26 protein-coding genes are annotated in these 23,650 nt (G+C 67.1%); 11 read left to right on the top strand and 15 right to left on the bottom strand.

Annotated elements, in window-relative coordinates:
• Window positions 1-14 precede the first annotated feature (14 nt).
• The 5 genes from BJY17_RS15630 to BJY17_RS15610 are packed head-to-tail and all read left to right on the top strand — an operon-like array spanning window position 15 to window position 5,545.
• Window positions 15-443 carry a LapA family protein gene (locus BJY17_RS15630; protein WP_179552179.1) on the top strand — a complete coding sequence of 143 codons (429 nt, stop codon included), beginning with the start codon at window positions 15-17 and terminating at the stop codon, window positions 441-443.
• Window positions 368-1,468 carry a linear amide C-N hydrolase gene (locus tag BJY17_RS15625; protein WP_246304081.1) on the top strand — a complete coding sequence of 367 codons (1,101 nt, stop codon included), beginning with the start codon at window positions 368-370 and terminating at the stop codon, window positions 1,466-1,468. Before BJY17_RS15630 ends, BJY17_RS15625 begins: the two co-directional genes overlap by 76 nt.
• A gap of 49 nt (window positions 1,469-1,517) precedes the next feature.
• Window positions 1,518-3,125 carry a helix-turn-helix transcriptional regulator gene (locus BJY17_RS15620; RefSeq protein ID WP_179552178.1) on the top strand — a complete coding sequence of 536 codons (1,608 nt, stop codon included), beginning with the start codon at window positions 1,518-1,520 and terminating at the stop codon, window positions 3,123-3,125.
• Window positions 3,109-4,437 (top strand): threonine/serine exporter family protein, encoded by a 1,329-nt coding sequence (locus tag BJY17_RS15615; RefSeq protein ID WP_179552177.1) that lies wholly within the window; start codon window positions 3,109-3,111, stop codon window positions 4,435-4,437. The genes BJY17_RS15620 and BJY17_RS15615 overlap by 17 nt, the downstream gene beginning before the upstream one ends.
• On the top strand, window positions 4,430-5,545 hold the full coding sequence (locus BJY17_RS15610; protein ID WP_322789874.1) for an AI-2E family transporter: 1,116 nt from the start codon (window positions 4,430-4,432) through the stop codon (window positions 5,543-5,545). Before BJY17_RS15615 ends, BJY17_RS15610 begins: the two co-directional genes overlap by 8 nt.
• A gap of 69 nt (window positions 5,546-5,614) precedes the next feature.
• On the opposite strand, the gene BJY17_RS15605 is transcribed toward BJY17_RS15610, so the two are convergent.
• The 3 genes from BJY17_RS15605 to BJY17_RS15595 form a co-directional block, all read right to left on the bottom strand.
• A complete protein-coding gene (locus BJY17_RS15605) occupies window positions 5,615-6,481 on the bottom strand; it encodes an AraC family transcriptional regulator (protein ID WP_179552175.1) in 867 nt (288 codons plus the stop codon).
• A 158-nt stretch (window positions 6,482-6,639) separates the two neighbouring features.
• Window positions 6,640-7,083, bottom strand: coding sequence for a peptidoglycan-binding domain-containing protein (locus tag BJY17_RS18815; RefSeq protein WP_179552174.1), 444 nt, complete (start codon window positions 7,081-7,083; stop codon window positions 6,640-6,642).
• Between the two features lie 177 nt (window positions 7,084-7,260).
• A complete protein-coding gene (locus BJY17_RS15595; protein WP_179552173.1) occupies window positions 7,261-8,493 on the bottom strand; it encodes a glycosyltransferase in 1,233 nt (410 codons plus the stop codon).
• Between the two features lie 145 nt (window positions 8,494-8,638).
• Between BJY17_RS15595 and BJY17_RS15590 the strand changes: the two genes are divergently transcribed.
• Window positions 8,639-9,040 (top strand): TIGR03618 family F420-dependent PPOX class oxidoreductase, encoded by a 402-nt coding sequence (locus BJY17_RS15590; protein WP_179552172.1) that lies wholly within the window; start codon window positions 8,639-8,641, stop codon window positions 9,038-9,040.
• A gap of 105 nt (window positions 9,041-9,145) precedes the next feature.
• On the opposite strand, the gene BJY17_RS15585 is transcribed toward BJY17_RS15590, so the two are convergent.
• A complete protein-coding gene (locus BJY17_RS15585) occupies window positions 9,146-9,745 on the bottom strand; it encodes a TetR/AcrR family transcriptional regulator (protein WP_179552171.1) in 600 nt (199 codons plus the stop codon).
• A gap of 61 nt (window positions 9,746-9,806) precedes the next feature.
• Here BJY17_RS15585 and BJY17_RS15580 point away from each other — a divergent pair, with 61 nt between their 5' ends.
• Window positions 9,807-10,604 carry an SDR family NAD(P)-dependent oxidoreductase gene (locus tag BJY17_RS15580; RefSeq protein WP_179552170.1) on the top strand — a complete coding sequence of 266 codons (798 nt, stop codon included), beginning with the start codon at window positions 9,807-9,809 and terminating at the stop codon, window positions 10,602-10,604.
• Window positions 10,601-11,212 (top strand): LysE family translocator, encoded by a 612-nt coding sequence (locus BJY17_RS15575; RefSeq protein ID WP_179552169.1) that lies wholly within the window; start codon window positions 10,601-10,603, stop codon window positions 11,210-11,212. Before BJY17_RS15580 ends, BJY17_RS15575 begins: the two co-directional genes overlap by 4 nt.
• A 510-nt stretch (window positions 11,213-11,722) precedes the next feature.
• On the opposite strand, the gene BJY17_RS15570 is transcribed toward BJY17_RS15575, so the two are convergent.
• From BJY17_RS15570 to BJY17_RS15555, 4 genes are all read right to left on the bottom strand, one after another.
• Window positions 11,723-12,205, bottom strand: coding sequence for a hypothetical protein (locus BJY17_RS15570; protein WP_179552168.1), 483 nt, complete (start codon window positions 12,203-12,205; stop codon window positions 11,723-11,725).
• Between the two features lie 129 nt (window positions 12,206-12,334).
• Window positions 12,335-13,078: a formylglycine-generating enzyme family protein gene (locus tag BJY17_RS15565; RefSeq protein WP_179552167.1), complete on the bottom strand. Its 744-nt coding sequence runs from the start codon at window positions 13,076-13,078 to the stop codon at window positions 12,335-12,337.
• Window positions 13,079-13,170: 92 nt separating this feature from the next.
• Window positions 13,171-14,307: a peptidoglycan-binding domain-containing protein gene (locus BJY17_RS15560; protein WP_322789873.1), complete on the bottom strand. Its 1,137-nt coding sequence runs from the start codon at window positions 14,305-14,307 to the stop codon at window positions 13,171-13,173.
• Between the two features lie 76 nt (window positions 14,308-14,383).
• Entirely contained in the window at window positions 14,384-14,842 is a 459-nt protein-coding gene (locus tag BJY17_RS15555; protein WP_322789872.1) for a DNA alkylation repair protein, read from the bottom strand.
• Between the two features lie 29 nt (window positions 14,843-14,871).
• Here BJY17_RS15555 and BJY17_RS15550 point away from each other — a divergent pair, with 29 nt between their 5' ends.
• Window positions 14,872-15,279, top strand: coding sequence for a VOC family protein (locus tag BJY17_RS15550; protein WP_179552165.1), 408 nt, complete (start codon window positions 14,872-14,874; stop codon window positions 15,277-15,279).
• 100 nt (window positions 15,280-15,379) lie between these two features.
• On the opposite strand, the gene BJY17_RS15545 is transcribed toward BJY17_RS15550, so the two are convergent.
• From BJY17_RS15545 to nrdH, 6 genes are all read right to left on the bottom strand, one after another.
• On the bottom strand, window positions 15,380-15,649 hold the full coding sequence (locus tag BJY17_RS15545; RefSeq protein ID WP_074261996.1) for a hypothetical protein: 270 nt from the start codon (window positions 15,647-15,649) through the stop codon (window positions 15,380-15,382).
• 67 nt (window positions 15,650-15,716) lie between these two features.
• Window positions 15,717-16,472 carry a hypothetical protein gene (locus tag BJY17_RS15540; RefSeq protein WP_179552164.1) on the bottom strand — a complete coding sequence of 252 codons (756 nt, stop codon included), beginning with the start codon at window positions 16,470-16,472 and terminating at the stop codon, window positions 15,717-15,719.
• Between the two features lie 89 nt (window positions 16,473-16,561).
• Window positions 16,562-17,584 (bottom strand): class 1b ribonucleoside-diphosphate reductase subunit beta, encoded by a 1,023-nt coding sequence (gene nrdF, locus BJY17_RS15535; RefSeq protein WP_056005472.1) that lies wholly within the window; start codon window positions 17,582-17,584, stop codon window positions 16,562-16,564.
• A gap of 57 nt (window positions 17,585-17,641) precedes the next feature.
• Complete coding sequence (nrdE, locus tag BJY17_RS15530; RefSeq protein ID WP_179552163.1) at window positions 17,642-19,747, bottom strand: class 1b ribonucleoside-diphosphate reductase subunit alpha; 2,106 nt, start codon at window positions 19,745-19,747, stop codon at window positions 17,642-17,644.
• A 32-nt stretch (window positions 19,748-19,779) separates the two neighbouring features.
• Entirely contained in the window at window positions 19,780-20,196 is a 417-nt protein-coding gene (gene nrdI, locus BJY17_RS15525; RefSeq protein WP_179552162.1) for a class Ib ribonucleoside-diphosphate reductase assembly flavoprotein NrdI, read from the bottom strand.
• Window positions 20,197-20,256: 60 nt separating this feature from the next.
• Entirely contained in the window at window positions 20,257-20,490 is a 234-nt protein-coding gene (gene nrdH / locus BJY17_RS15520; RefSeq protein WP_056005481.1) for a glutaredoxin-like protein NrdH, read from the bottom strand.
• A gap of 417 nt (window positions 20,491-20,907) precedes the next feature.
• Here nrdH and BJY17_RS15515 point away from each other — a divergent pair, with 417 nt between their 5' ends.
• Window positions 20,908-21,705 carry an alpha/beta fold hydrolase gene (locus tag BJY17_RS15515; RefSeq protein WP_179552161.1) on the top strand — a complete coding sequence of 266 codons (798 nt, stop codon included), beginning with the start codon at window positions 20,908-20,910 and terminating at the stop codon, window positions 21,703-21,705.
• A gap of 702 nt (window positions 21,706-22,407) precedes the next feature.
• On the opposite strand, the gene BJY17_RS15510 is transcribed toward BJY17_RS15515, so the two are convergent.
• A complete protein-coding gene (locus BJY17_RS15510; protein ID WP_179552160.1) occupies window positions 22,408-22,983 on the bottom strand; it encodes an HhH-GPD-type base excision DNA repair protein in 576 nt (191 codons plus the stop codon).
• Window positions 22,984-23,122: 139 nt separating this feature from the next.
• Here BJY17_RS15510 and BJY17_RS15505 point away from each other — a divergent pair, with 139 nt between their 5' ends.
• Window positions 23,123-23,506, top strand: a complete 384-nt coding sequence (locus BJY17_RS15505; protein ID WP_179552159.1) for a glyoxalase superfamily protein — start codon at window positions 23,123-23,125, stop codon at window positions 23,504-23,506.
• Window positions 23,507-23,650: the final 144 nt, after the last annotated feature.

The raw sequence follows: 23,650 nt of genomic DNA, 5'->3' as shown, positions 1-23,650 counted from the left end.
GAGGAGAAGGGGGCTTGGACGAATCGCAATCGAAATCCCCCGAGCCGTCATCCAGCGCATCACCCGGCCTTCACCCCCCTCTCACCCGCGGAAAATCGGGCTGGACGACGGGTTGCGCGGCGTTGATAGACTGCGGCGCAAGGGGCTGGATATACGCTCGGCGTTACATCAGCAGCAACTATTTCGGGGGAAATATGAACGGCAAGGAACCTGACAAACCAAGGGCAGGCGCAGGGGGTGCCTCGTCCAACGGCAAGGTGATCATCGCGATCATCATTGCCGTGGCCGCGCTCACGTTCGTCTTCTCGAACGTCGCACCGGCGACCCTGAGCTTCCTCTTCCTGCAGTTCACGATGCCCGCGTGGGGATGGTTTCTCGCCGTCCTCCTCGCCGGCGTGGTGATCGGCTCGCTCTTCCCCTGGTTCAGGGCGCGGAAGGGATAGCCATGTGCACCAGAGTGGTGTGGCCGGATGCCGCTGGGTCGGTCCTCGTCGGTAGAAACATGGATTACCACCGTGACCTCGACACCAACCTGTGGAAGCTGCCACGGGGCATCCGTCGTGACGACGGGGTGACCGGCCAACTGTCGTGGCAGGCACGGTACGGCAGCGTGGTCGCGACGGCGTTCGACATGATCTCCGTCGACGGGATCAACGAGGTCGGTCTGGCGGGGCATGTCCTGTGGCTCTCCGAATCGGTGTACGGCGCCGTCGACGAGTCTCGTCCGGCGCTCAGCCAAGCGGTCTGGCTGCAGTACTTCCTCGACAACTTCGAGACGGTCGCCGAGTCCGTCTCGTGGATGGAGAGCACGGCGGTGCAGGTCGTGCAGCTCGCCGATCCGGCAAGCGGCGAGGCTCCCGCGATCCACCTCGCGCTCGATGACGCGCACGGCGATTCGGCGGTCATCGAGTACATCGACGGTGCGGTCGAGATCCATCACGGTCCCGAGTATCGGGTGCTGACCAATTCTCCGAAGTACGACGAGCAGCTCGCGCTGCTCGAGCAGATCGACGCATGGGGAGGCGACAAGCCGCTGCCCGGCACCACCGCCGCCCCGGATCGATTCGCACGGGCGGCGTACTACGTCGATCGCCTGCCCCCGCCCGTCACGCAGCTGGAGGCCATCGCCTCCATGCTCAGCGTCATCCGCAATGCCGCGCAACCCTTCCGCATTCCCGACCCCGGCAAGCCCGACGCCTCCCAGACGATCTGGCAGGTCGTCGCCGATCTCACGACGAAGCGCTACGTGTTCGAGTCGACCACGCGTCCGAACATTGTCTGGGTCGACCTTGAAGACTTCGATTTCAGTGCCGGGTCGCCAGAGCTGGTGCTGGACCTCGGGAGCAAGCTCGCCGTCGAAGGCGGAATCGCTGGAAACGTGAGCGCGCGTTTCGAGGAAGGGCGCTCACTGCGCTTCCTGACCTTGGCCGATGTCACCGAGCACGCCGCGGGAGTCGAGCGAAGCTGAGTCGGCCGTCGAGGTATCGCGCGATGGGTTGTGTGAATGGGGGACGCACATGAATCTGAACGACGAGGTCAAGGCACTGGAGGAGCTGGAACGAGCGATCGCCTCCGGCAACCAGGAGACGATCGCCAAGGTCGCGGTGGCGAACATCCTGCCGCTGTACCACGAGCACTACGAGCTGCTGACCTCGACGGTCGACCGGCTCCCCAGCAAGCTGATCGAACGCTTCCCGATCCTCCGGTTCGGACACCGCATGACGCCGGTGCTCGCCCGGACGTCACGCCCGTTCAAGCCGCTCATCGATCCCGACGCAGCCAGGACCATGAGCGCAGACGAACTCGATGTGTTCACGCTCGTGCAGATGATCTCGTTCCGATTCAGCGGCGACGTGTCCGCGGCCCTCGTCTACGCCCGACGGCTCGAAGACCGAATCCTCGACGTCCGTGTGGAGTCGCGTGAGCGGGTCGACGGACCACTGTGGTTCTACCACTACGAGATCGGCTCCACCCTGCTCGCCGCAGGCGATTCCTCCCGTTCACTGCTGGAGTTCAGCACCGCACGACAGCTGGGCAGGCTCTCGCGCCAGCGCGACGCCGAACGGCTCGCGCTCTGTCGAGCTGCGCTCGCGCATGCACTCCGAGGTTCACTCGACGAAGCGGAATCCGCCCTTGCCGAGGCTGCACTGCACCCGCCCCCCACTGCATCGCATGTCGCAGCGAGCCGAACCACCGAAGCCTCGGCGGCCGCGCTCATCGCCGTCGAGCGCATGACCGATGACGTCGATGAGCGGCTCGCGGAGCTCGACGCATACGACAGCGTGCAGCTGACCTGGCCGTTCGCGCTGCTTGCTCGAGCCCGGTTGCTCCTCGCGAGGCAACGGCCCGGCGAAGCACTCGAGGCGATCCGACTGGCCAAGGATGCCCACCCGGTGCAGCATGGCTCCGTCGCATCCGATGTCATCGCGTCGACGCTCATCGACGCACTGTGCGCGCTCGGTGACTCGGCGACCGCATGGGAGATCGCAGGGTCGAGTGCGAGCGTCGGCAACATGACGAGATTCGCCATCATCCGACTGGCGTTGCACGACTCGCGCTTCGACGTCGCGGCTGCCGAAATCCGTCGACTCGCGGGCGACAGCACGCTGAGCCCGAACCAGCGAGCCAAGGGGATCCTGTTCTGGGCGTGGCTCGAAGTCGCGGAGGGAGCCGATCTCGACGCGAGCACCGCCACTCAGATCCACCGCCTCGCCGTCACGGGGAGCATCCGGCGGCTCCTCGCGACCGTGCCTCGGCAACTCGTCGATCGCGTTCGGGCGCACCTCTCCGGCGAGGAACTCGCGGAGTTCGACGCGGCAACGAACGACCTCACGCATTTCGCGATGAAGATGCGCCCGATTCTGACGCCCAGCGAACTCCGGGTGCTGAGCGCGCTGCCCACGCAACCGACGACCGCGGCGATCGCATCGGCATTCCACGTCTCCCCCAACACCATCAAGTCACAGCTCAAGGCCCTGTACCGGAAGCTCGGGTGCTCAACGCGACACGAGGCGATCAAGATCGCGACCCGGCACCGCCTGCTCGTCCACGACGGTGAGGTGGACACCATCGATCGACTCGCAGTCGGCCCGCAGAACAAGAGGCTCGATGTCGGGGTTCACTGATCGCATCCGTGCGGCCGCAACCGCATTCCATCGGGCACCGACGATCGAGGCATCCGACGACGAGGTGATCGGCGTGCCCGAGATGCTCGGTGCGATCGGGGCGGCCCTGCTCGACTCGTCGCAGGCGACCAGTGATGTCGAGGAGATCTTGAAGCGCATCGCGGATCGCTATGCACGCCCCGAACTCCGCGTCTTCGTGCTCCCCACACTCATCCTCGTCGAAGACCCCGGCACGACACCGTCCCAGACGTCGATCTTCCCCGCGAATCAGAGCGCGCTGCGACTCGATCAGGCCGATGCAGTCGAGCGACTCGTGCGGCACTCGGTGAGAGACCGCGCAACACCCGAATCAGTCGTCTCAGCGATCGCGCAGATCAGGAAGGACGACTCCCGCTTCGGCCCCGTGCTGACCGTCGTCGGCTACACCCTGCTCACCATCGGCTTCGGGCTGATGCTCAATCCGACCGTGAGCGCATTGCCGATCTACGTCATGCTCGGCGTCGTCGTCGGCACGATAGTGCAGGTCGGCAACCGAGTCTCGACCCTGTCGTTGATCCTTCCGGCATTCACGGCGTTCGCCGTCACGCTGGTCATCTCGCTCCTGATCAGCCCGCTGGTGCACGACGACGTGATCCGGCTCGTCGCGCCCTCGCTCGTCTCGTTCCTGCCGGGGCTGACGCTCACAGTCGCCGCCGTCGAACTCACCTCGGGTCAGATGATGGCGGGTGCGAGCCGGCTGGTGTTCGGCATCGCGCGTCTCGGGCTCCTCGTCTTCGGCGTCTTCGCGGGCATGTCTGTGGCCGCCGCACCGGCATCGAGCGGCGAAGCCCCGGTACAGCTCGGCGCGTGGGCGCCGTGGGTCGGCATCGCCTTCGTCGCCCTGGGCTATTACTTCTTCTCTGCAGCGCCGCGTCGGTCGCTGGTCTGGATCCTGTACGCCCTCGTCGTCGCCTATTCCGCCCAGCTGCTCGGCAACCTCGTGCTCGGACCCGAGCTCTCGGGGCTCGTCGGCGCACTCCTCGTGATTCCCGCCGTCAACCTAGCCGGCCGACTGAAAGGGGCGCCGTCGAAAGGCATCATGCTGACGTGCGCATACTGGCTGCTGGTTCCCGGTTCCATGGGCTTCATCGGCCTCAGCGAAGCGGCGTCGGGCACGGCAGGCGCCACGAGCACCATTCTGCAGACGTTCGGCTCCCTGATCGCGATCGCGATCGGGATGGTGCTGGGCGCCGGGTTGAGCCGTGATGCCACCGCCTTCGCCCGAGGTTGGCACTCGCTCGCGAAACAGGATGAGGAGCTCGGCCGTGACTGACCAGGACACCGACACCATCACGCCAGAGAACGTGCAGGAGGCGCCCCGAACTACCTCCACGACGCTCAAACGGCCCTTCGCGTCCGGCTTCATCCTCACCCTCGGCGGTCTGGTCGCCATCGCGGCCGGAACAGCGTTCTCGCACCTGTCGACCGTGCTCATCTCGGTGGCGTTCGCCCTGTTCGCCGCCCTCGGACTCGATCCCGTCGTACGTTGGCTCGAGCAGCGAGACGTGCGACGTCCATGGGGAATCGTCATCGTCTACGTCTCCTTCGCAATGGTCGTGGTCGGCGTGCTGCTGCTCATCGTGCCCACGGTCGTCAGCCAGGTCTCGCAGATCATCGCCGACCTCCCGAAGCTCGTCCAGGCCTTCGAGAAATCCGAGGTGTACGCGTGGCTCGACGACGTGTTCGGTGCCGAGGCGAGTTCGCTCATGCATCAGGTCACCTCGTTCCTCACGCAGCCGACCCATATCGCGACGATCGGCCAGGGCGTGTTCCGGGTCGGCATGACGATCGTGTCGACGCTCTCTGGAGTGATCATCGTGCTCGTGCTGAGCCTCTACTTCCTTGCCTCCTTGCCGGCGATCAAGGTCGGGTTCAACCGCCTCGCCCCCGCACACAGCCGAGCGCGTCTCGCGTCGATGACCGAGCAGATCACCGACTCGGTCGGCGGGTACCTCATGGGGATGGTGGCACTCGCCTTCTGCAATGCGGTCGTCGCGTTGGTGCTCCACCTCGCGCTCCAACTTCCATTCCCGATGCTGATGGCGGTCGTGGCGTTCTGCGTCACGCTGATTCCGCTCGTGGGATCGGTGATCTACTGCGGCCTGGCGACAGCCCTCGCACTCTTCTCCGGCTGGTTGCCGGCGCTGGTGTTCGCGGCGATCTACCTCGCATACATGCAGGTGGAGGCCTACGTGCTCACGCCGAAGGTCATGAATCGCGCGATCTCGGTGCCCGGCGCCTTGGTCGTCATCGGGGCGCTCGTCGGCGGCACTCTCCTCGGTCTTCTCGGTGCCCTGATCGCGATTCCGGTCACCGCCTCGATCCTCCTGATCGTCAAGCAGGTCGTGGTTCCGAAACAGGACGCCAAGCTCACAGCCTGAAGACAGGGCGCGAAGGCCGGACTGGCGAGCGCGTGGCCGGGCCCCCTCACCAGTCCGGTCGCGCACGCGTCAGGCGCGTTCCACCGGCAGCCACAGCTCGGTGGTCGCCGTGCTGAAGTCAGCGGCGCGGTCGAGGATGGCCACGATCGACGGGCCGGGCCTCAGCTGCCAGGGGTTGGAGGGGAACCACTCCGACGCCGTCGCCGCCCACGTCGACTGGAGGGCCGCCGGGTAGGGGCCCGCCGTGCGGAACACCGCCCAGGTGCCGGCCGGCACCTCGATCGCGTCGAGATCGTCGGGCACGGGTGCGGCTTCGCCGACGGCGACGCCGTGCAGGTAGGTCAACTCGCTGCCCTCGGTGCTGTCGGGGTCGACGTCGGCACTGACCTGCAGCAGCCCCGCCGGTTCGGTATCGCTCAGGGCCTTGAGGCGAGCGTGCTCCGCTTCGGGTATCGAGGCGATGTGGGCTTGGATGTGCGGGTTGGGGCCCTGGTGAATGAGCGGTACGCGGGCGGTATGGCCGACGAGCCGGAAGGCCGGTCGATCTGCGATGCGAGTCTCCATCGTGGTGTTCCCTTCTACGGTCAGGCGGAACCTGAGCTGTGGTTGTGTACGAAGGGGGCCACCGTCTCGCCGGGCATCGCCCGGGCTGATGCCGTGCACGGCCCGGAACGCGCGGTTGAACGCCTCCGTGGAGCCGTACCCGAAGCGCACCGCGGTTCCCAGCAGATCGCGGCCTCCGAGAACATCGGCCGCGGCGACCGTCATGCGCCGTCGCCGGATGTACTCCGACAACGGCATGCCGGCCAGTGACGAGAACATCCGCCGAACGTGATATTCGGTGGTGCCGAGCTCGGCCGTCAGACCGGCGACGTCGATCTCCTCGGTGAGGTGCTCCTCGACGAGATCGACCACTCGGTTCAGCACTGCGATCACGATCGCCTCCTTCGACATCAAGCCTGCTGATCGGCCCCGGCTCACACCCGACTATCGCAGTTCGATTCGATCGGGCCCGTATTCACCTGCCTCTCCCGACACGGCGGCGCGACGATGGAGGGCCGGATGCCCCACGGCATCCGGCCCTCCATCCACGATCAGTACTTCGAGATCGTGACGTAGCCAGGGGACCCCGACGCCGGCTTCTCGACGTAGCATCCGGCGTCGTACGCGGCCTGCCACGCCGTGCGCTTCGCCGCGCTCGAACTCGCGTAGGCGAAGTTGACCTGGCCGGCGTACGAGCAGAGCGTGTTCCACGTGTTGCGGCCGACGATGCCGTCGGAGGTGATGTGCACCCAGCTCTGGAACTTGCGCACCTGCGACTCGGTGGCGGGACCGAACGAGTTGTCGACGGCGAGGGCGCTGCCGAGGCTGTACGCCGACTGCACGCCGTTCAGCATCCGCTGGATCTGCCCGACGCACGTGGCGTATCCGCCGCGCGAGTACTGGTAGGCCGTGCAGCCCTTGCCGGACGTTCCGCTGTACGCGGTCGCCGCGGTCGCCGGCGCGATGGCGCAGAGCCCTGCGATCGCGAGCGCCACTGCGCCTCCGGCAATTCCTCTTCTGAGCTTCTTCATATGCGTACTTCCCCAATCTCGGGCACCGGAACGGCGCCGGCGTCTGCTGCGCCCCTTGCGCGCACGCCGATCACACCACGCGGGGTGGGGCCGGGAGAATGGGCAGCACTCCCCATCGCCCGTTCGAGTCGGGCGCCGTGCTCACCCTTTCAGGGCGACGGCGCGCTCGATCAGGCGGGCCGAGGCGGCCGCCCCGTCGGCGCCGCGATACGCCTCGCGCACGTCGTCGGCCGCGGCCCGGATTCCCGGGTCGTCGAGCACACGACGCACCGCGGCGAGGAACTCGGGTCGGGCAACATGCTTCGGAGACACGGCGATCGCGTTGCCCCTGCGTTCGCAGGCGCGCACATGCCAGGTCTGCTCGGGCTGGAGCCCCATGCCGACGAACGGCACGCCCGTGGCACAGGCGGTCTGCACGGTGCCCTGGCCGCCGTGGAGCACCGCCGCGTCGACCAGCCCGCCGAGGCGATGCGCCGGAAGCAACTGAGTGACGTGGACGTTCGACGGCACCGCATCGCCAGGTTCGAGATAGTGCCGGATGGGCGCGACGACATTGATCGGCAGCGTCCCGAGGGCGCGCGCCGCATCGAGCGCCAGCTTCCGGTCGGCAGATGAGCCGAGGCCGAGGTAGACGAGCGGCTCTGGCGCGTCAGCGAGCTCGGCGACGAGGTCGGGCATCGGCGACTCGAGATGGGCGAAGATCGGCCCGACGAGCTCGAACCCGTCGGGGAGTTCGAATCCGTCCATCTCCCACGGCATCTCGGTGACGAGGTTGCGATCGGCAGTGAGCAGGTCGGAGACGGTGCGCAGCGGAGGAACGCCGTTCGCCTTCGCGACGCTCGTGAAGGCGCGGGGCGCGAGGGGCGCCGAGTTGTAGATCCACCGGAAGACCGAGGTCGCGACTCGGTCGGCCGCGCGCGCGATCCATCCGCGACCGCCGACCAGAGCGAGGTGCTTCGCCTGCGCTACCTGCGGACGCGTGAGCGGAAACGGCACCGGATAGAACAGCGGCACGCCCTCGGCTCGGGCGGAGATGAACGAAGTGAGGTTCGATCCGGTCACGACGGCGGCAGCATCGAGCTCGCGGATCAGCCGGCGCTCGAGCTCGACCCGCGCCCCGACGAGCGCCGGCGTGAACGGGCTGCGGAACGACCGCCCCTGGTCGAACGCGATCGCCTGATCGCGTTCCGCACGAGTCCATGCCGGTTCGCACGCGCGGTAGTCGAACCCCGCATCGCGGATGAGGTCGACGAAGTCGGTCTCGTACCCCATGAAGACCACCCGGTGCGCCGGGTCGAGGGCCTGCGCCACCTGGATCATGCGCGTCGTCTCGGCGAGGTTGAACGTCACCGGACAGAACACGACGGTGGCCATGACAAAACGTTAGCGCGCAGGGCCGCCTCGAGCGGGTGCCGTCACGGCAGGTCGGACGGATGCATCACGGCATCCGCTCTTTCGTAGAATCGGTGAGCGGGCCTCATCTCGACACACCGCCACCGCTCTGCACGAAAGGCGCGAAGTGCTGACCGACACCGCACGGGAGTTCCTCTCGGAGTACCACCTCGCGACGCTCTCGACCCTCGATCGGCACGGCCGAATCCACTCGGTGCCGGTCGGCATGACCTACCTCGACGGGGTCGTGCGCATCATCGGCGGCAGCGGCTCGCAGAAGTTCATCAACGCCGAGCGCAGCGGCCGCGCGAGCGTCAACACGGTCGACGGTGCGCGCTGGATCAGCTTCGAGGGCCCGGCTCGCGTTCACGGTGATCCCGAAGCGGTCGCCCTCGCGGTGGAGCTCTACGCCGCGCGCTACCGGCAGCCGCGCCCGAATCCGCAGCGCGTCGTGCTCGAACTCACGGTCGAGCGCGTGCTCGGCTCGGCCGGCATGCGCGCGAGCGACGGCGTTCGCGCAGCTCGATAGCCTGTCGGTTCCACCCCCGAACACTCGGATGCCTCGTGACATCCGGCCCCTTCTGCGTGGTCGCGCTGGGCTGACGGCGCGCAGAGCCGACCGACGCCTGCGAGGTCATGACGTCGCGACGCCCGCCAGCGAGCCGAGCACCGCATCGATCGTCGCCTCGGCGGCGTCGCGCCACGGCACCCCGTCGAGCAGGTCGTCTGTGGCGAGCGCGGCGACGCCGTGCACGGCAGCGAAGACGACGAGCGACTGGCGTTCGACGTCGCCGGGCCGAACCTCGCCCCGCGCCTGCGCCTCACCGACGAGTTCGACCACGACGGCCATGCTCGCCCGGCTGAGCCGAACGAGTTCGGGCGACGCATCGGGATGGTGCTTCGCCTTGTACATGAGGTCGAGGATCGCCGGGTGCTCGACCGCGAATCCGATGTAGGCGAAGCCCGCGGCGCGCAACTGCCCGGCGAACGTCGCCTCGCTCGCCACCGCCGTCGCGAGCGTCTCGTTCATGCGTGCGAAGCCCTCGACTGCGATCGCATCGAGCAGTGCCGTGCGATCGGCGAAATGGCGAGCGGATGCCCCGTGGCTGACGCCGACATCGCGTGCGAGCTGTCGCATCGAGAGGGCGTCGAGGCCGGCGTCGTCGATCGTCGCCCACGCGCGCTCGAGCAGTGTTTGGCGCAGGTTGCCGTGGTGATAGGCGCGTTCGGTCACCTGTGCACTCTACCGGAAAGTAGACATTGACAACAATGCTGGCACTGTCTACATTTGCCACATGACCACTGACTTCACTGGAACCACGGCCCTGATCACCGGCGCCAGTTCGGGCCTCGGCGCCGCGTTCGCGAGCGGATTCGCCCGTCGGGGCGCCGATGTCGTACTCGTCGCCCGGCGCGAAGGGCGACTGCGCGAACGTGCCGAGCGCATCGAGCACGAGCACGGCGTGCGCGCCACGCCGATCGCACTCGACCTCGCACGGCCCGATGCCCACACCGCGCTGCGGGCCGCAGTCGACGAGCGAGGCATTCGCGTGCAAACGCTCGTCAACAACGCCGGCTTCGGCGTCAAGGGCGCCTTCGTCGACGCCGACCCGGCTCGCATCGCCGCGATGGTGCAGCTGAACGTCGCCTCCGTCGTCGCGATCACGCGCGAGTTCCTGCCCGATCTCGTGCGCGACGGGCGGGGCGCCCTGGTGAACATCGCGAGCACCGCTGCGTACCAGCCGTGCCCCGACATGGCGGTGTACGGAGCAACCAAGTCGTTCGTGCTGAGCTTCACCGAGGCGCTCGCCTACGAGACCCGCGCGTCGTCGTTGCGGGTGCTCGCGCTCAGCCCGGGCGCGACGAGCACGGAGTTCTTCGATGTCGTCGGCACCCGCGATGCCGCGGTCGGCAGCTTCCAGACGCCCGAGCAGGTCGTGGCGCTCACCCTGCACCGCCTCGACAAGCGTCGTCCGCCCGCGAGCGTCGTCTCCGGACGGGCCAATGCCCTCACCAGCACGCTGGTGCGCTTCATGCCGCGGCGTCTCGCACTGGCGACCAGCGGCCGGGTACTCGCGGAGCAGGCGCGATGAGCCTCGCCTTCCTGCTGACGACGCTCGTGGTCGTCGCCACACCGGGCACCGGGGCGGTCTACTCCATCGCGGCGGGTCTGTCGCGGGGTGCGAAGGCCGGAATCGTCGCCGCGTTCGGCTGCACGCTCGGAGTGCTTCCGCACGTCGTGGCGGCGATCACCGGGCTCGCGGCCGTGCTGAACGCCTCCGCGATCGCCTTCCAGACGATCAAGTGGCTCGGCGTCGCGTACCTGCTCTCCCTCGCCTGGCAGACGTTCCGCGATCGCGCGCTGATCGAGGTGGACCAGGCCGCTGCGCCGGATTCGTTCTGGCGGGTCATCCGCACCGCGGTGCTCATCAACGTGCTCAACCCGAAGCTGACCATCTTCTTCTTCGCGTTCCTGCCCCAGTTCGTGCCTGCCGGAGCGGCCGACGGCATGCTGCACATGGCGGGCCTGAGTGCCGTGTTCATGGCGGTCACGTTCGTCGTCTTCGCGCTGTACGGCTTGTTCGCCGCCACCATGCGCGATCGCGTGATCACCCGCCCAAGGGTGGTGGCGTGGCTGCGACGCACCTTCGCCGCGAGCTACGTGCTCCTCGCCGGTCGGCTGGCACTCGAAGGCCGCTGAACGTGCGCCGCGCGGAGTCGTGCGCCGGATCTCCAGCCCTGTCGCGCTCAGGAGGTGCGCCATACGCCGGGGTTCCGGTACGGTCATCGACGTAGACGTCATCAGCGCCCCCGCACCCGCCCCCGCGATCCCATCGGCTCATCGGCTCATCGGTGGGGTCTGCTTCATGCCCTCGTCGGTGTCGGAATCTTCGTGCACTCGGCGATGAACATCCTCGCGACCGCCAGCGCCTATGGGCTCGTGGGCTGAGCCCGCATCGTGACGCCAACCGCATTGCTCATCGCAGGGATCGCACAGGTGTGCCTTGCGCCGGTCTTGATCGTTGGCCGACACTCGATCGCCGATTGGCTCGCGGACACTGTCCCGCCATTGGATGTCACTTGGTTTCGCGTGCGGGGCGGGCTCTACCTGTTGCTCGGGGGCATCGCCGGCGCCATCTCCGGCGCAGTCTTCATCGTGGCGGGAACGGCTTCTCTCCTTTCCGCGTGAGCGCGCAGTTGGAGCCCCCGCTCAGTGCACGAGCGAGCTCAGCCAGATGACCGCGAGTCCCAGCACCATCGTGATCACCGCGCTGAGCAGCCGGAGGTACCAGGCGCCGCGATTGCGCTCGGAATTGACCCAGCCGATGACGGCGAGACTGACGATCCCGATCCAGAGGGCGATGTAGTACGCGACGTACTCGTCGACCCACCCCAGCGTTGCGAGCGCAAGTGCCAGCGCCGGCAGCAGCATGGCCAGCAGCATCCCGACCGATCGGGAGGCGGTGCGAGCAATGGCCCGGCCGATCGGAACCGCACGCCCCTCTGCGGTGCGCCGGCTCGCCACGACACCGGCGTAGACGTGCGTCAGCCAGAACACGCCGACCGTACCGGCGATGAAGAGCAGCACTTCGAGATCGGTGTCGAACTTCCACCCGACGGTGATGAGCGCCGTGACGAGCACCAACCCGTAGACGGCGTGCTCGGTGTTGTAGGCGTCGAGGATGAACCTCACGGGGCGAGCTGCCGCCTCCGCAACGGTACGACGAGAATGCGCAGCCTCTTCGCCCATGCACACAGATTCCCACGCGACGGGGCCTTCTGGCGAGCACGCGGCGAACTTCGTCAGCTCACGAATCCGACGTCAGCCGCGAGGCGTCCACCCCGACGGCAGCGGCCCTTCGATCACCGCCCGCTCCTCGTCCGCGGCGGCAGACCAGCCCTGCGCGGCATCCGTCGTCTCGAAGCCGCCGCGCGCGACTCGGAAGCCGACGTCGTCGTGGTGCATGCGCGGCGCTCCGCCGCGGCGCACCGAGGCCCGCACGCTCCACGCGTCGTCGGCGAATCCGCCACCGCGGAAGACGCGATACGCGTCGTAGCGCGCCGGGTCGAGCAGGTCCCAGCACCACTCCCAGACGTTGCCGAGCGTGTCGAAGAGTCCGTTGAGGTTCGGATACTTCCCGCCGACGTCCTGCGGCGTGGTCACGCCGTCGGCGCTCGTCCAGGCGACCTCGTCGAGCGGGCCGTAGTGCGGGCGCGTCGAGCCGGCACGGCAGGCGAACTCCCACTCGGCCTCGGTCGGCAGGCGGAACCCGTCGGCGTCGACGTGCCAGGTGACGTCTTCACCGTCGTACGTGTAGGCGGGCTCGAGCCCCTCCCATTCGGATGCCGCGTTGCAGAAGCGGATCGCCCGCAGCCAGCTCACGTCGGTCGCCGGGCGTCGCGGATGGGTCGACGTCTCGCCGAGCAGTTCGGCGAGCTGCTCCTGCGTGACCGGGTACACGCCGATCTCGAAGGGCTCGAGCTCGACGCTCCAGCGCACCTTGCGGCGGGCGTCGTGCAGTCCGACGGTGCCGCCGTCGATGCTCGCCATCTCGATGTCGGTCACCGAGGCAGTCTTGCACGCCGGCGCACGTGTGACGTCGATCGGGCGGCTGCGTGACGAAACGCGGTTCGTCGGCAGCCGCCCGATGCGGCGTCTCAGCCGGCCGGCGGACTCGTCGGCGACGCCGACGGGCTCGGCTCGGCATCCGGCGCGGTCATCTCGGCGATCGCCTGTTCGAACGCGGCGATCGTCGCGGCATCGACGGCACCGGTCGGCTCGACGCCGAGTTCGGTCTGGAACGCCTGCAGCGCCGCGGTGAGTTCGTCGGTCCACACCCCATCGACCGGTCCGTCCCAGAAACCGACGAGGTTCAGCGTCTGCTGCACGGCAGCCGTCGACGCGAGCGAGTCCTGGGCAGCGGCGCCGCCGAGCGCCACGAGTTCGGCCTGGAGCGCCGCGGCCGTCGCCTTGTCGACCGTGCCGGTGACGGGCAATCCGTTCGCCTCCTGGAGGTCTTCGATCGCCTGCACGGTCATCGGCCCCGACACGCCGTCGACGGTGCCCGTGTAGTACCCGGCCGTGGCGAGGTCCTGCTGCAGCGCGTAGGTATACGCGCCGACCGCCGTCACGGCCTGCACCTGCTGGTCGTCGGTGAGGCAGCCTGCATCGGCGAAGAGCGTGAGCCACGCCATCTCGAGCGCGACCACCGCACTGTTGAACTGCTCGGATGCGTCGGCCAGCGGCGTCTGCGCGGTGACGGATGCCTGCGCGTCCTCGAATTCGGCTTCGGCCTGCTCGACCCGGTCGACCGAGGCGGCCGGCGCCAGCGGCGTACTGGTCGGGGCGGGCGGAACGACGGATGGCGTGCCGGTCGGCCCCGCCTCCGCGACGGCCAGGGCGGTCTGCGCCTCGACGAGTTCCTGCCGGGCGGTCACGAGCGCCTGCTGCGCAGCCACCGCTGCTTCGGCGTCGTCGAACGCGTCGTCACGGGGATCCGCGAGATCGGCACCAGCGACCTGAACATCACCGACGGTGGGCGCGGTGTCGTTCAGCACGTCGCCATACCGATCGAGTGCGCTGATGTAGTCGCTGCTCGCACCGCAGAACGCTTCGGATGCTGCGTCGAACTCGGCCTGGGCGCTCGCCACGGCCTTCTCCTTCGCGGTGACCTGCGCCTTGGCCCGGTCGACGCTGTCGGCGCCCTCCGCACATCCGGTGAGCGCCACCGCGACGACGATCGACACCATGGCAGTTGCGAGGAGCCCCGGCATCCTCGTGCGATCTGTGTTCACGCATATCCCCGATCATGAAGTGAAACGTGCTCACATCATGGCACCGGGGCGGGTCGCAGCGCGGGACATTCTGCGCTCATGATTCGCGTATCAGGCCTTCGCTCGACCAACGATCGACGATGCGCCGAGCCCGTGTTGCGTCGGCACCCGCCAACCGGTCGAGCAGCGGATGCACGACATCGGCGACGAGCGGATCGACGAGATCCTGCACCCCCGCCGATCGCAGCAACTGCTCGAGGCGGGTGAAGTCGCTCACGAGCAGCGTCGGCACCTGCCCCTGCAGCAGCACGACCGCGGCGAGCCGGCGCTCGTACACCGGCTCGGCCCACAGCTCCGACGCGAGCGCGGTGACCTCGTCATGCGACAGCTCCGGATGCCGCCGCCGCGCGTCTCTCACCGTGCCCCGCACTGCGCCGACCGAAGCACCGTAGAACCGCAGTCCGCCGGTGATGCGCGCGGCATCCGCGCTCGCGCGCTCCTCCGATCCCTCGGCCTGGAGGGTGCGGTCGATGAACTCTGCGGCGGGCGTCGTCACCCTGAAATGCTCCCTCATAGGATGGCCGAATGCGCTTGTTCGACCATCTCGGAATCTCCGTCGAAGACCTGCCCCGCTCGATCGCCCAGTTCGATCCCGTGATGGTGGCCCTCGGCTGCACGAGGCAGGACGCCGACAACGGAGTGTCCTGGTACAAGGGCGAAGATGAGCTCATCCTCTTCCCAGCGCGCGAATCGGGCAGTGGGCCCCACCGGCACGGCAAGGTCGGATGGCAGCACCTCGCCTTCCCCGTCGGGTCACGCGAGGAGGTCGACCGCCTGCACGCGATCGCCGTCGACGCGGGGTGGACCTCCGTGCGCGATCCGAAGGTGTTCACGCGGTTCAGCGACCGCTACTACGCGTCGTTCGTCGAAGACGACAACGGCATCCGCTTCGAGTTCATGTTCAACCCGCCGAAGGACGCCGTCGCAGACTGACCGGCATTGCCTCGTTCCGTCACCCAGCTCGATGCAATGCGGGTAGCCCTCGGCTGCACGCGTCTCGTCGTCGCCGTCGACTCACGCGAAGCCGATCGATCTACCAGACGGTGCCGCCCCCGACCGAGATGCCGCCCCACGTGAGCGCGATGAAGATCGCGGCGAACACGACGGGCGCGATGCCCTTGCCGCTGCGCGCGAGCCCTTTGAGGAGGGCGATCACGGCGAGGATCGCGGCGATGATCGAGAGGACGCCGCCGAGGATCAGCCCGATGAACAGCGGGATGGGCATGAGCACGAGGCCCGCCAGCGCGAACCAGAACGCGGCCCAGGCAGTCGGATTGGATTGGCGTTCGACGGAGGAGGACATGCTGCATTATCTCGTGTCGGCACCCCGCAGTGCGTGAGACCCGCGCTGCGGACAGTAGCGGGGACGTTCAACGAAGGCTGAGTGCGCGATCCCAGCCCTCGAAGCGGCGCTGCGCGACGATCGTGCTGAGTTCCTCACGCAATTCGGGGTGATCGACGTAGAAACGCACCGCACAGTACAGGAGCACCGCGTCCTGCTCGAAGACACCCGCGGTGAACTCCAACGGCTCGGACCTACCGATGCGGCTGATGCTGACGCGAGAGTGGAGCTGCGTCTCAACGCCGCCGATCGTGTCCCACGGCACCCATCTCACGCCCCCGGCGATCAGATACCGCGCCACACCATGACGGCTGAGGGTGAGTCCGACCGGGATCCTGCCGAAGGAGGTGTTCTTGCCGTCGAGCACGGGTTGGAGCACCCCCGCCCCGAGAGCCACGAGGCAGAGCGCGAGCAGCGGAACGAACAGGAACAACCACCAGAGGCCGCCGGGCGCGCCCAGCACGCCCGGCATCGCCAGCCCGAGCAGCACACCGGAGCCGAGCCCGGTCAAGATCAGCCACAGCACGCTCCAGATCCGCACCGGGCGTTCACGGCAGAAGTGCACCCAGTCGTCGACCGGGCGCACCGTGGCCCGGCCGAGCGTCACGGCGTTGATCAGCACCGGAGGACTCCGACGCACGGCGAAGAGGCCGAATACGGTGGCGGTCAGCGCCAGCAACCCGAAGAGCACGGCGAGCACGACGCCCCACACCAGCGACCCCGCCGCGGTGAGCAGCGCTGAACCGATGCCGGCCGCGACCGCAGCACCACCCACGGCCCACATGGCCGAGGTCGAGAAGTACTGCGAATCGGGCAGCCATCCTTCCGGCGAAGGATACGGGAGCGCCTCCGAGGTCGGCTCGGATTCGCCTGTCAGAAGTCCCAGTCCTCATCCTCAGTGACGACGGCCTTGCCGATCACATAGGACGAACCCGACCCCGAGAAGAAGTCGTGGTTCTCGTCGGCGTTCGGCGAGAGCGCCGAGAGGATCGCCGGGTTCACGTCGGTGACCGTCTTCGGGAACATCGGCTCGTAGCCGAGGTTCATGAGGGCCTTGTTGGCGTTGTAGTGCAGGAACTTCTTGACGTCTTCGGTCAGGCCGACACCGTCGTAGAGGTCTTGCGTGTACTGCACCTCGTTGTCGTAGAGCTCGTAGAGCAGCGAGAACGTGTAGTCCTTCAGGTCATCGCGCTCTGCCTGCGAGAGCCCCTCGAGCCCCTTCTGGAACTTGTAGCCGATGTAGTACCCGTGCACGGCCTCGTCGCGGATGATGAGGCGGATCATGTCGGCCGTGTTGGTGAGCTTCGCCCGCGACGACCAGTACATCGGCAGGTAGAAGCCGGAGTAGAACAGGAAGCTCTCGAGCAGCGTCGAGGCGACCTTGCGCTTCAGCGGGGAGTCGCCCTGGTAGTACTCCATGACGATCGCGGCCTTCTTCTGAAGGTTCTCGTTCTCGACCGACCAGCGGAAGGCGTCGTCGATGTCCTTCGTCGAGCACAGCGTCGAGAAGATCGACGAGTAGCTCTTCGCGTGCACCGACTCCATGAAGGCGATGTTCGTGTAGACCGCCTCTTCGTGCGGCGTGATCGCGTCGGGGATGAGCGAGACCGCGCCGACCGTGCCCTGGATCGTGTCGAGCAGCGTGAGCCCCGTGAACACGCGCATCGTCAGCACCTGCTCGTCACGAGTCAGCGTGTTCCACGACTGGATGTCGTTCGACAGCGGGATCTTCTCGGGCAGCCAGAAGTTGTTGACCAGACGGTTCCAAACCTCGAGGTCCTTGTCATCCTGGATGCGGTTCCAGTTGATCGCGTTGACGTGGCTGACCAGCTTCAGCTTGCCGCCCGTGTGAGCGGGGTCGTTGCTGGCGGAGTTCACCGGGTCTGTGAGAGTCATGTCTGTTCCTTCTGAGCGGATGTCTCGTGGCGACGGGTCTTCAGCGGTGCGCGATGCTCAGAGCATGCACGAGACGCACTCCGTCATGTCCGTGCCCTCGAGCGCGAGCTGACGCAGGCGGATGTAGTAGATCGTCTTGATCCCCTTCTTCCATGCGTAGATCTGCGCCTTGTTGATGTCGCGCGTCGTCGCCGTGTCCTTGAAGAACAGGGTGAGCGAGAGGCCCTGGTCGACGTGCTGCGTCGCCGCGGCGTAGGTGTCGATGACCTTCTCGTAGCCGATCTCGTACGCGTCCTGGTAGTACTCGAGGTTGTCGTTCGTCATGAACGCAGCCGGGTAGTAGACGCGACCGAGCTTGCCTTCCTTGCGGATCTCGATCTTCGACGCGATCGGGTGGATCGAGGCCGTCGAATTGTTGATGTACGAGATCGAACCGGTCGGCGGCACGGCCTGCAGGTTCTGGTTGTAGATGCCGTGCTCCTGGATGGAGGCCTTCAGCGCCTTCCAGTCCTCCTGCGTCGGGATGTGCACGTTCGAGTCGGCGAAGAGCTGCGTGACCTTGGCGGTCGCGGGCACCCACGCGGCATCCGTGTACTTGTCGAAGAATTCACCCGACGCGTACTTCGAGTCCTCGAAGCCGACGAAGGTCTCGCCGCGCTCCTTCGCGATGGCGTTCGACGCGCGCAGCGCGTGGAACAGCACCGTGTAGAAGTAGATGTTCGTGAAGTCGATGCCCTCTTCGCTGCCGTAGAAGATGCGCTCACGAGCGAGGTAGCCGTGCAGGTTCATCTGGCCGAGGCCGATGGCGTGCGACTTGTCGTTGCCGTCTTCGATCGAACGCACCGAGGTGATGTGGCTCATGTTCGACACGGCGGTGAGGCCGCGGATGGCGGTGTCGACCGTCTTGCCGAAGTCGGGCGAGTCCATCGTCAGCGCGATGTTCAGCGAGCCGAGGTTGCACGAGATGTCCTTGCCGATCTCGTTGTAGCTCAGGTCTTCGTTGTACGTCGTCGGCGTGTTGACCTGCAGGATCTCGGAGCACAGGTTCGACATGTTGATGCGGCCCTTGATGGGGTTCGCCTTGTTCACCGTGTCTTCGAACACGATGTACGGGTAGCCGCTCTCGAACTGGATCTCGGCGATCGTCTGGAAGAACTCGCGCGCGTTGATCTTGGTCTTCTTGATGCGCGGGTTGTCGACCATCTCGCGGTACTTCTCGGTGACCGAGATGTCGCCGAACGGCTTGCCGTAGACCTTCTCGACGTCGTACGGCGAGAAGAGGTACATGTCTTCGCCGTTCTTGGCGAGCTCGAACGTGATGTCGGGCACGACGACGCCGAGGGACAGCGTCTTGATGCGGATCTTCTCGTCGGCGTTCTCGCGCTTGGTGTCGAGGAACCGCATGATGTCGGGGTGGTGCGCGTTGAGGTACACGGCACCGGCGCCCTGGCGGGCACCGAGCTGGTTGGCGTAGCTGAAGGAGTCCTCGAGGAGCTTCATCACGGGGATGATGCCGCTCGACTGGTTCTCGATCTGCTTGATCGGGGCGCCGGCCTCGCGGATGTTGCTCAGGGAGAGGGCCACGCCGCCGCCGCGCTTCGAGAGCTGCAGGGCGGAGTTGATGCCGCGCGAGATCGACTCCATGTTGTCTTCGATACGCAGCAGGAAGCAGGAGACGAGCTCGCCGCGCTGGGCCTTGCCCGTGTTGAGGAAGGTCGGGGTGGCCGGCTGGAAGCGGCCGCCGATGATCTCTTCGACGAGGTTGACGGCGAGCTTCTCGTCGCCCTGCGCGAGGCCGAGGGCCGTCATGACGACGCGGTCTTCGAAGCGCTCGAGGTAGCGCTTGCCGTCGAACGTCTTCAGCGTGTAGCTCGTGTAGTACTTGAACGCGCCGAGGAATGTCTCGAAGCGGAACTTCTTCGAGTACGCCAGGTCGTTGAGCTTCGTGATGAACTCGAACGAGTACTGGTCGAGCACGGCCTGCTCGTAGTACTCCTTCTCGACGAGGTAGTCGAGGCGCTCCTTCAGCGAGTGGAAGAAGACGGTGTTCTGGTTGACGTGCTGCAGGAAGTACTCGCGCGCCGCTTCACGGTCTTTGTCGAACTGGATCTCGCCGTTCGGGCCGTAGAGGTTCAGCATGGCGTTCAGGGAGTGGTAGTCCATGCCGCTCGCCGATCGCGGTGCGTCGATGAGCGCTACGCCGTCAGTTGCTGTTGCGTTTGCCAAAATGCGTCCAATCCATCGTCGACGGCGCGAACGTCGTCTGGTGTTCCGAATACTTCGAAGCGGTAGAGGTGCGGCACCCCCGTCTTGGCGGCGATGATGTCGCCGGCCAGGCAGAAGGCCGTACCGAAGTTGGTGTTGCCCGCGCTGATGACGCCGCGGATGTTCGAGCGGTTGTCGGGATCGTTCAGGAAGCGGATGACCTGCTTCGGAACGGCACCCTTGCCGTCGCCGCCGCCATAGGTCGGCACGACGAGCACGTAGGGCTCGTCGACGTGCAGTGCTGCTTCACGCGCATGCAGCGGGATGCGGGCCGCAGGGCGGCCGAGCTTCTCGATGAAGCGCTTCGTGTTGCCCGAGACGCTCGAGAAGTAGACCAGATTCGTCATGGTGCGTCCTTCGCGACTGCGTTCTCCACCGGTTCACTCCCCCGAGCTCACCGGCGACCCCTAGGCGAGGCGCGAGGCGAGTTCGTCGATCTTGTCGGGACGGAATCCCGACCAGTGGCCTTCGTCGGTGATGACGACCGGAGCCTGCAGGTAGCCCAGCTCTTTGACCTGCGCAAGGGCGCTCTCGTCGACAGAGAGGTCGAGCACTTCGTACTCGATGCCCTTACTGTCGAGGGCGCGATACGTCGCGTTGCACTGGACGCAAGAAGGCTTGGTGTAGACCGTGACCGTCATTGTTTTCCCCTCGTTCTCAGGCTCTGGAGGAGCCTGTCCCCCGGTGTTGCATTTCGTACTTCAATACTACATCTAGTGTTCGAAGAACTCGACTGCCACAACATGCTGTAGTTACATTCGTGTAGTTATCCACGGGGTTATCCACGGGTTATGAACAGCGGATGCCGCTGAGACCTGCGGATTCTCGCGGCTTCTCCCGAGGTTATCCACACCCGTCGACTTCGAAATCTCTTGCCCTGTGGACGAATGCCGGGCGTGTCGCGAATCGGAACCCTTGGGGGTGCTACAGGCGACCGACCCCTACATATGGTGTTGTGACCCAACACTGCCACCACCCGCCGACATCGCCGCGGCGCGACGCGCGGCGACGGCCCGGGCGGCGTAGCCTGAGCCCGAGCGAGACGAAGGGGCATCCTCATGACCGAGTTCGCGACCTCAGCCGATGGCACCCGCATCGCCTACGACCGGCAGGGTTCCGGCCCACCCGTGATCCTCGTCGACGGTGCGATGCAGTTCCGCGCCTTCGACCCGGCGACCGTCGAGATGGCGGGCGAGCTCGCCCGGCACGGGTTCGCCGTCTACCACTACGACCGGCGCGGGCGGGGCGAGAGCCCGGCAGCGCCTCCGATCACGCTCGGGCAGACCCTCGACGACCTGCGCGCGCTCATCGACGTGGCCACCGAGGGCACCGACGACGCTGTCGCCCTCTTCGGCAGCTCCTCGGGCGGGGCGATCGCGCTCGCGGCCGCGGCATCCGGTCTCGCGGTCTCGAAGGTCGTGCTGTGGGAGGTGCCGCTGAACGCCGAGCTCGGCACCGACGGCGCGGAGTTCCTCGCCGGGCTGCGCGAGCGCATCGCGGCGGGCGACGGCGACGCAACGATCGAGTACTTCATGAAGGACATGCCGCCCGAGTGGCTCGCGGGCGCGAAGTCGAGCCCCGGCTGGCCGATCATGACGGCGATGGGCCCGAGCCTCGAGCCCGACGCCGAAGCGCTCGCCTGGACGCAGAGCGCAGCGCGCCCCGCGCTCTGGGCCGGTATCGCGCAGCCGACGCTCGTGCTCCTCGGCGAGCAGACCCTCGACTTCATGACGCCGGCCGCCGACTCCCTCATCGCGAGCCTGCCGCACGCGATCCGCGGCACCGTGCCCGCCGCCGACCACGCGTGGGAACCGAAGTCGATGGCCCTCACGATCGCGGGCTTCCTCGTCGACTAGGAATCAGTCCGCCGCGATCCACTCCAGTTCATGGTGTCCTGAGGATCTGGCAAGGGTACCTGGCACCACTCATCGCGAAACAGCCAGTTGCCGTCGCTGCACTCCCGGCAATAGCCGGTCCCGTGGTGGATCATCCGGTGGTTGCATCGAGTGCAGTCGCCCAACTGAGAAACACTCCACGTCTCTGCAACATCGCGTACGAGGTAGCTCTCTGCCCATTCTCGGCGAAGGGCTGGCATGGCAACGCGGCCCCAACCAGTTCCCGTTCGGCGTTCGGCCCGTACCGCTTCGCTCTTTTCACCCAGAACCGTGACCCACGATTCCCTCGCCGATTCGAGGATGTCGATGGCTTCGAGTATCTGGGCGGACGTCCATCGCCTAGGCGCAGCACCGGTCCGATAAATGAGCCTGGAGCGGGTTGCGGTGAAACCGAAGACGTTGAAGCGTTCGAGACAGTCCGAGAGCCCGCGCGCACGCTGCCCGATCGATCGGGACTCGTCGCGGGCCCGGCTCGCCGCTGTCCTGAAGCTCACCCGCCCACAGTAACCCGACACAGGCGCACGACACGTGGCCTCCTTCAAGCCGTTCGCGCTCAGGAGCGCTGATTCCGCGTCGCGGCGCTCAATGGAGCACTGCACAAGAGTCCCGGCACTTCGGCACGTCGGGACTTCGGGACTTCGGCGCGGTCGCCCGCGCGACGGCTCAGCCCTTCGCGGCCTTCGCGGCTGCCTTGGCGGCCTGCTTCGTCGCGCGAACCTTGGCGAGCGAATCGGGGTCGACGATGTCGGCGACCGAACGGAAGGCGCCCTCGTCACCGTACGAGCCCGCGGCCTCGCGCCAGCCCGGCGCTGCGAGGCCGCACTGCTTGCCGAGCAGCGCGAGGAAGATCTTCGCCTTCTGGTCGCCGAAGCCCGGCAGCGCCTTCAGGCGCTTGAGCACCTCGGTACCGTTGGGGTCGCCCCGAGTCCAGAGAGCGGATGCCTCGCCGCCCCACTCCTCGACGATCGCAGCCGCGAGCGCCTGCACGCGACCGGCCATCGAACCCGGGAAGCGGTGCACGGCCGGGGTCTGCTTGAACACCTCGACGAAGGCCTCGGGGTCGTAGGCGGCGATCGTCTCGGGGTCGATCGAACCGATGCGCGAGCGGATCTTCTCGGGCCCGGCGAACGCCGACTCCATGGTCACCTGCTGGTCGAGGAGCATTCCCGTGAGCAGCGCGAACGCGTCGTCGCTGAGCAGCTCGTCGGCGGCCTGCTCCCCCGTGATGTGCAATGCCATGCGTCCATCCTTCCACTCGAGGGCCGCGGCATCCGCTGGTATCTGAATGCGGACGGAAACCGACCGCTTCGTTGCCTACCGTGGAAGGAGGCGATTCGATGGAACGGATCGCACCACCGCACCCCTACGAGGAGTCACCATGGACTGGAAGATCGAGCTCATCTACGTGCCCGTCACCGATGTCGATCGGGCGAAGGCGTTCTACGTCGACAAGCTCGGCTTCAACGCCGATCACGACCATCGGGTCAGCGAGAGCCTGCGCTTCGTGCAGTTGACCCCGCCCGGGTCGGCCTGCTCGATCGCGTTCGGCGAGGGAATGGGCGGCGGCCTGCAGCCCGGGCAGCAGGACTCGATCCAGGTCGTCATCCCCGACGCCGACGCCGTGCTCGCCGAGCTCCGCGCCAAGGGGGTCGAGGCCGAGGGCGTCGACGAGCAGGCCTGGGGCCGCTTCGTCACGCTGAAGGACCCCGACGGCAACCGCTGGACCCTGCAGGAGCTGCCCGACTACAGCCAGCAGTCGTAGGCCGGATCACTCGCCCGCGTTCGGGATCACCGTCCCGAGCGGGGTGCGCGGGCAATCGGCCTCGCGACCGGCGGCGGGTGAGCGGGCGGCGGGTGAGCGGGCGGCGGGTGAGCGGGCGGCGGGTGAGCGGGCGGCGGGCGCGGG

This window comes from Agromyces hippuratus (genome assembly GCF_013410355.1).
GTDB lineage: Bacteria > Actinomycetota > Actinomycetes > Actinomycetales > Microbacteriaceae > Agromyces > Agromyces hippuratus.
The sequence above is the reverse complement of the archived record's forward strand: the minus strand, read 5'-3'. Positions and strand labels throughout refer to the sequence as shown.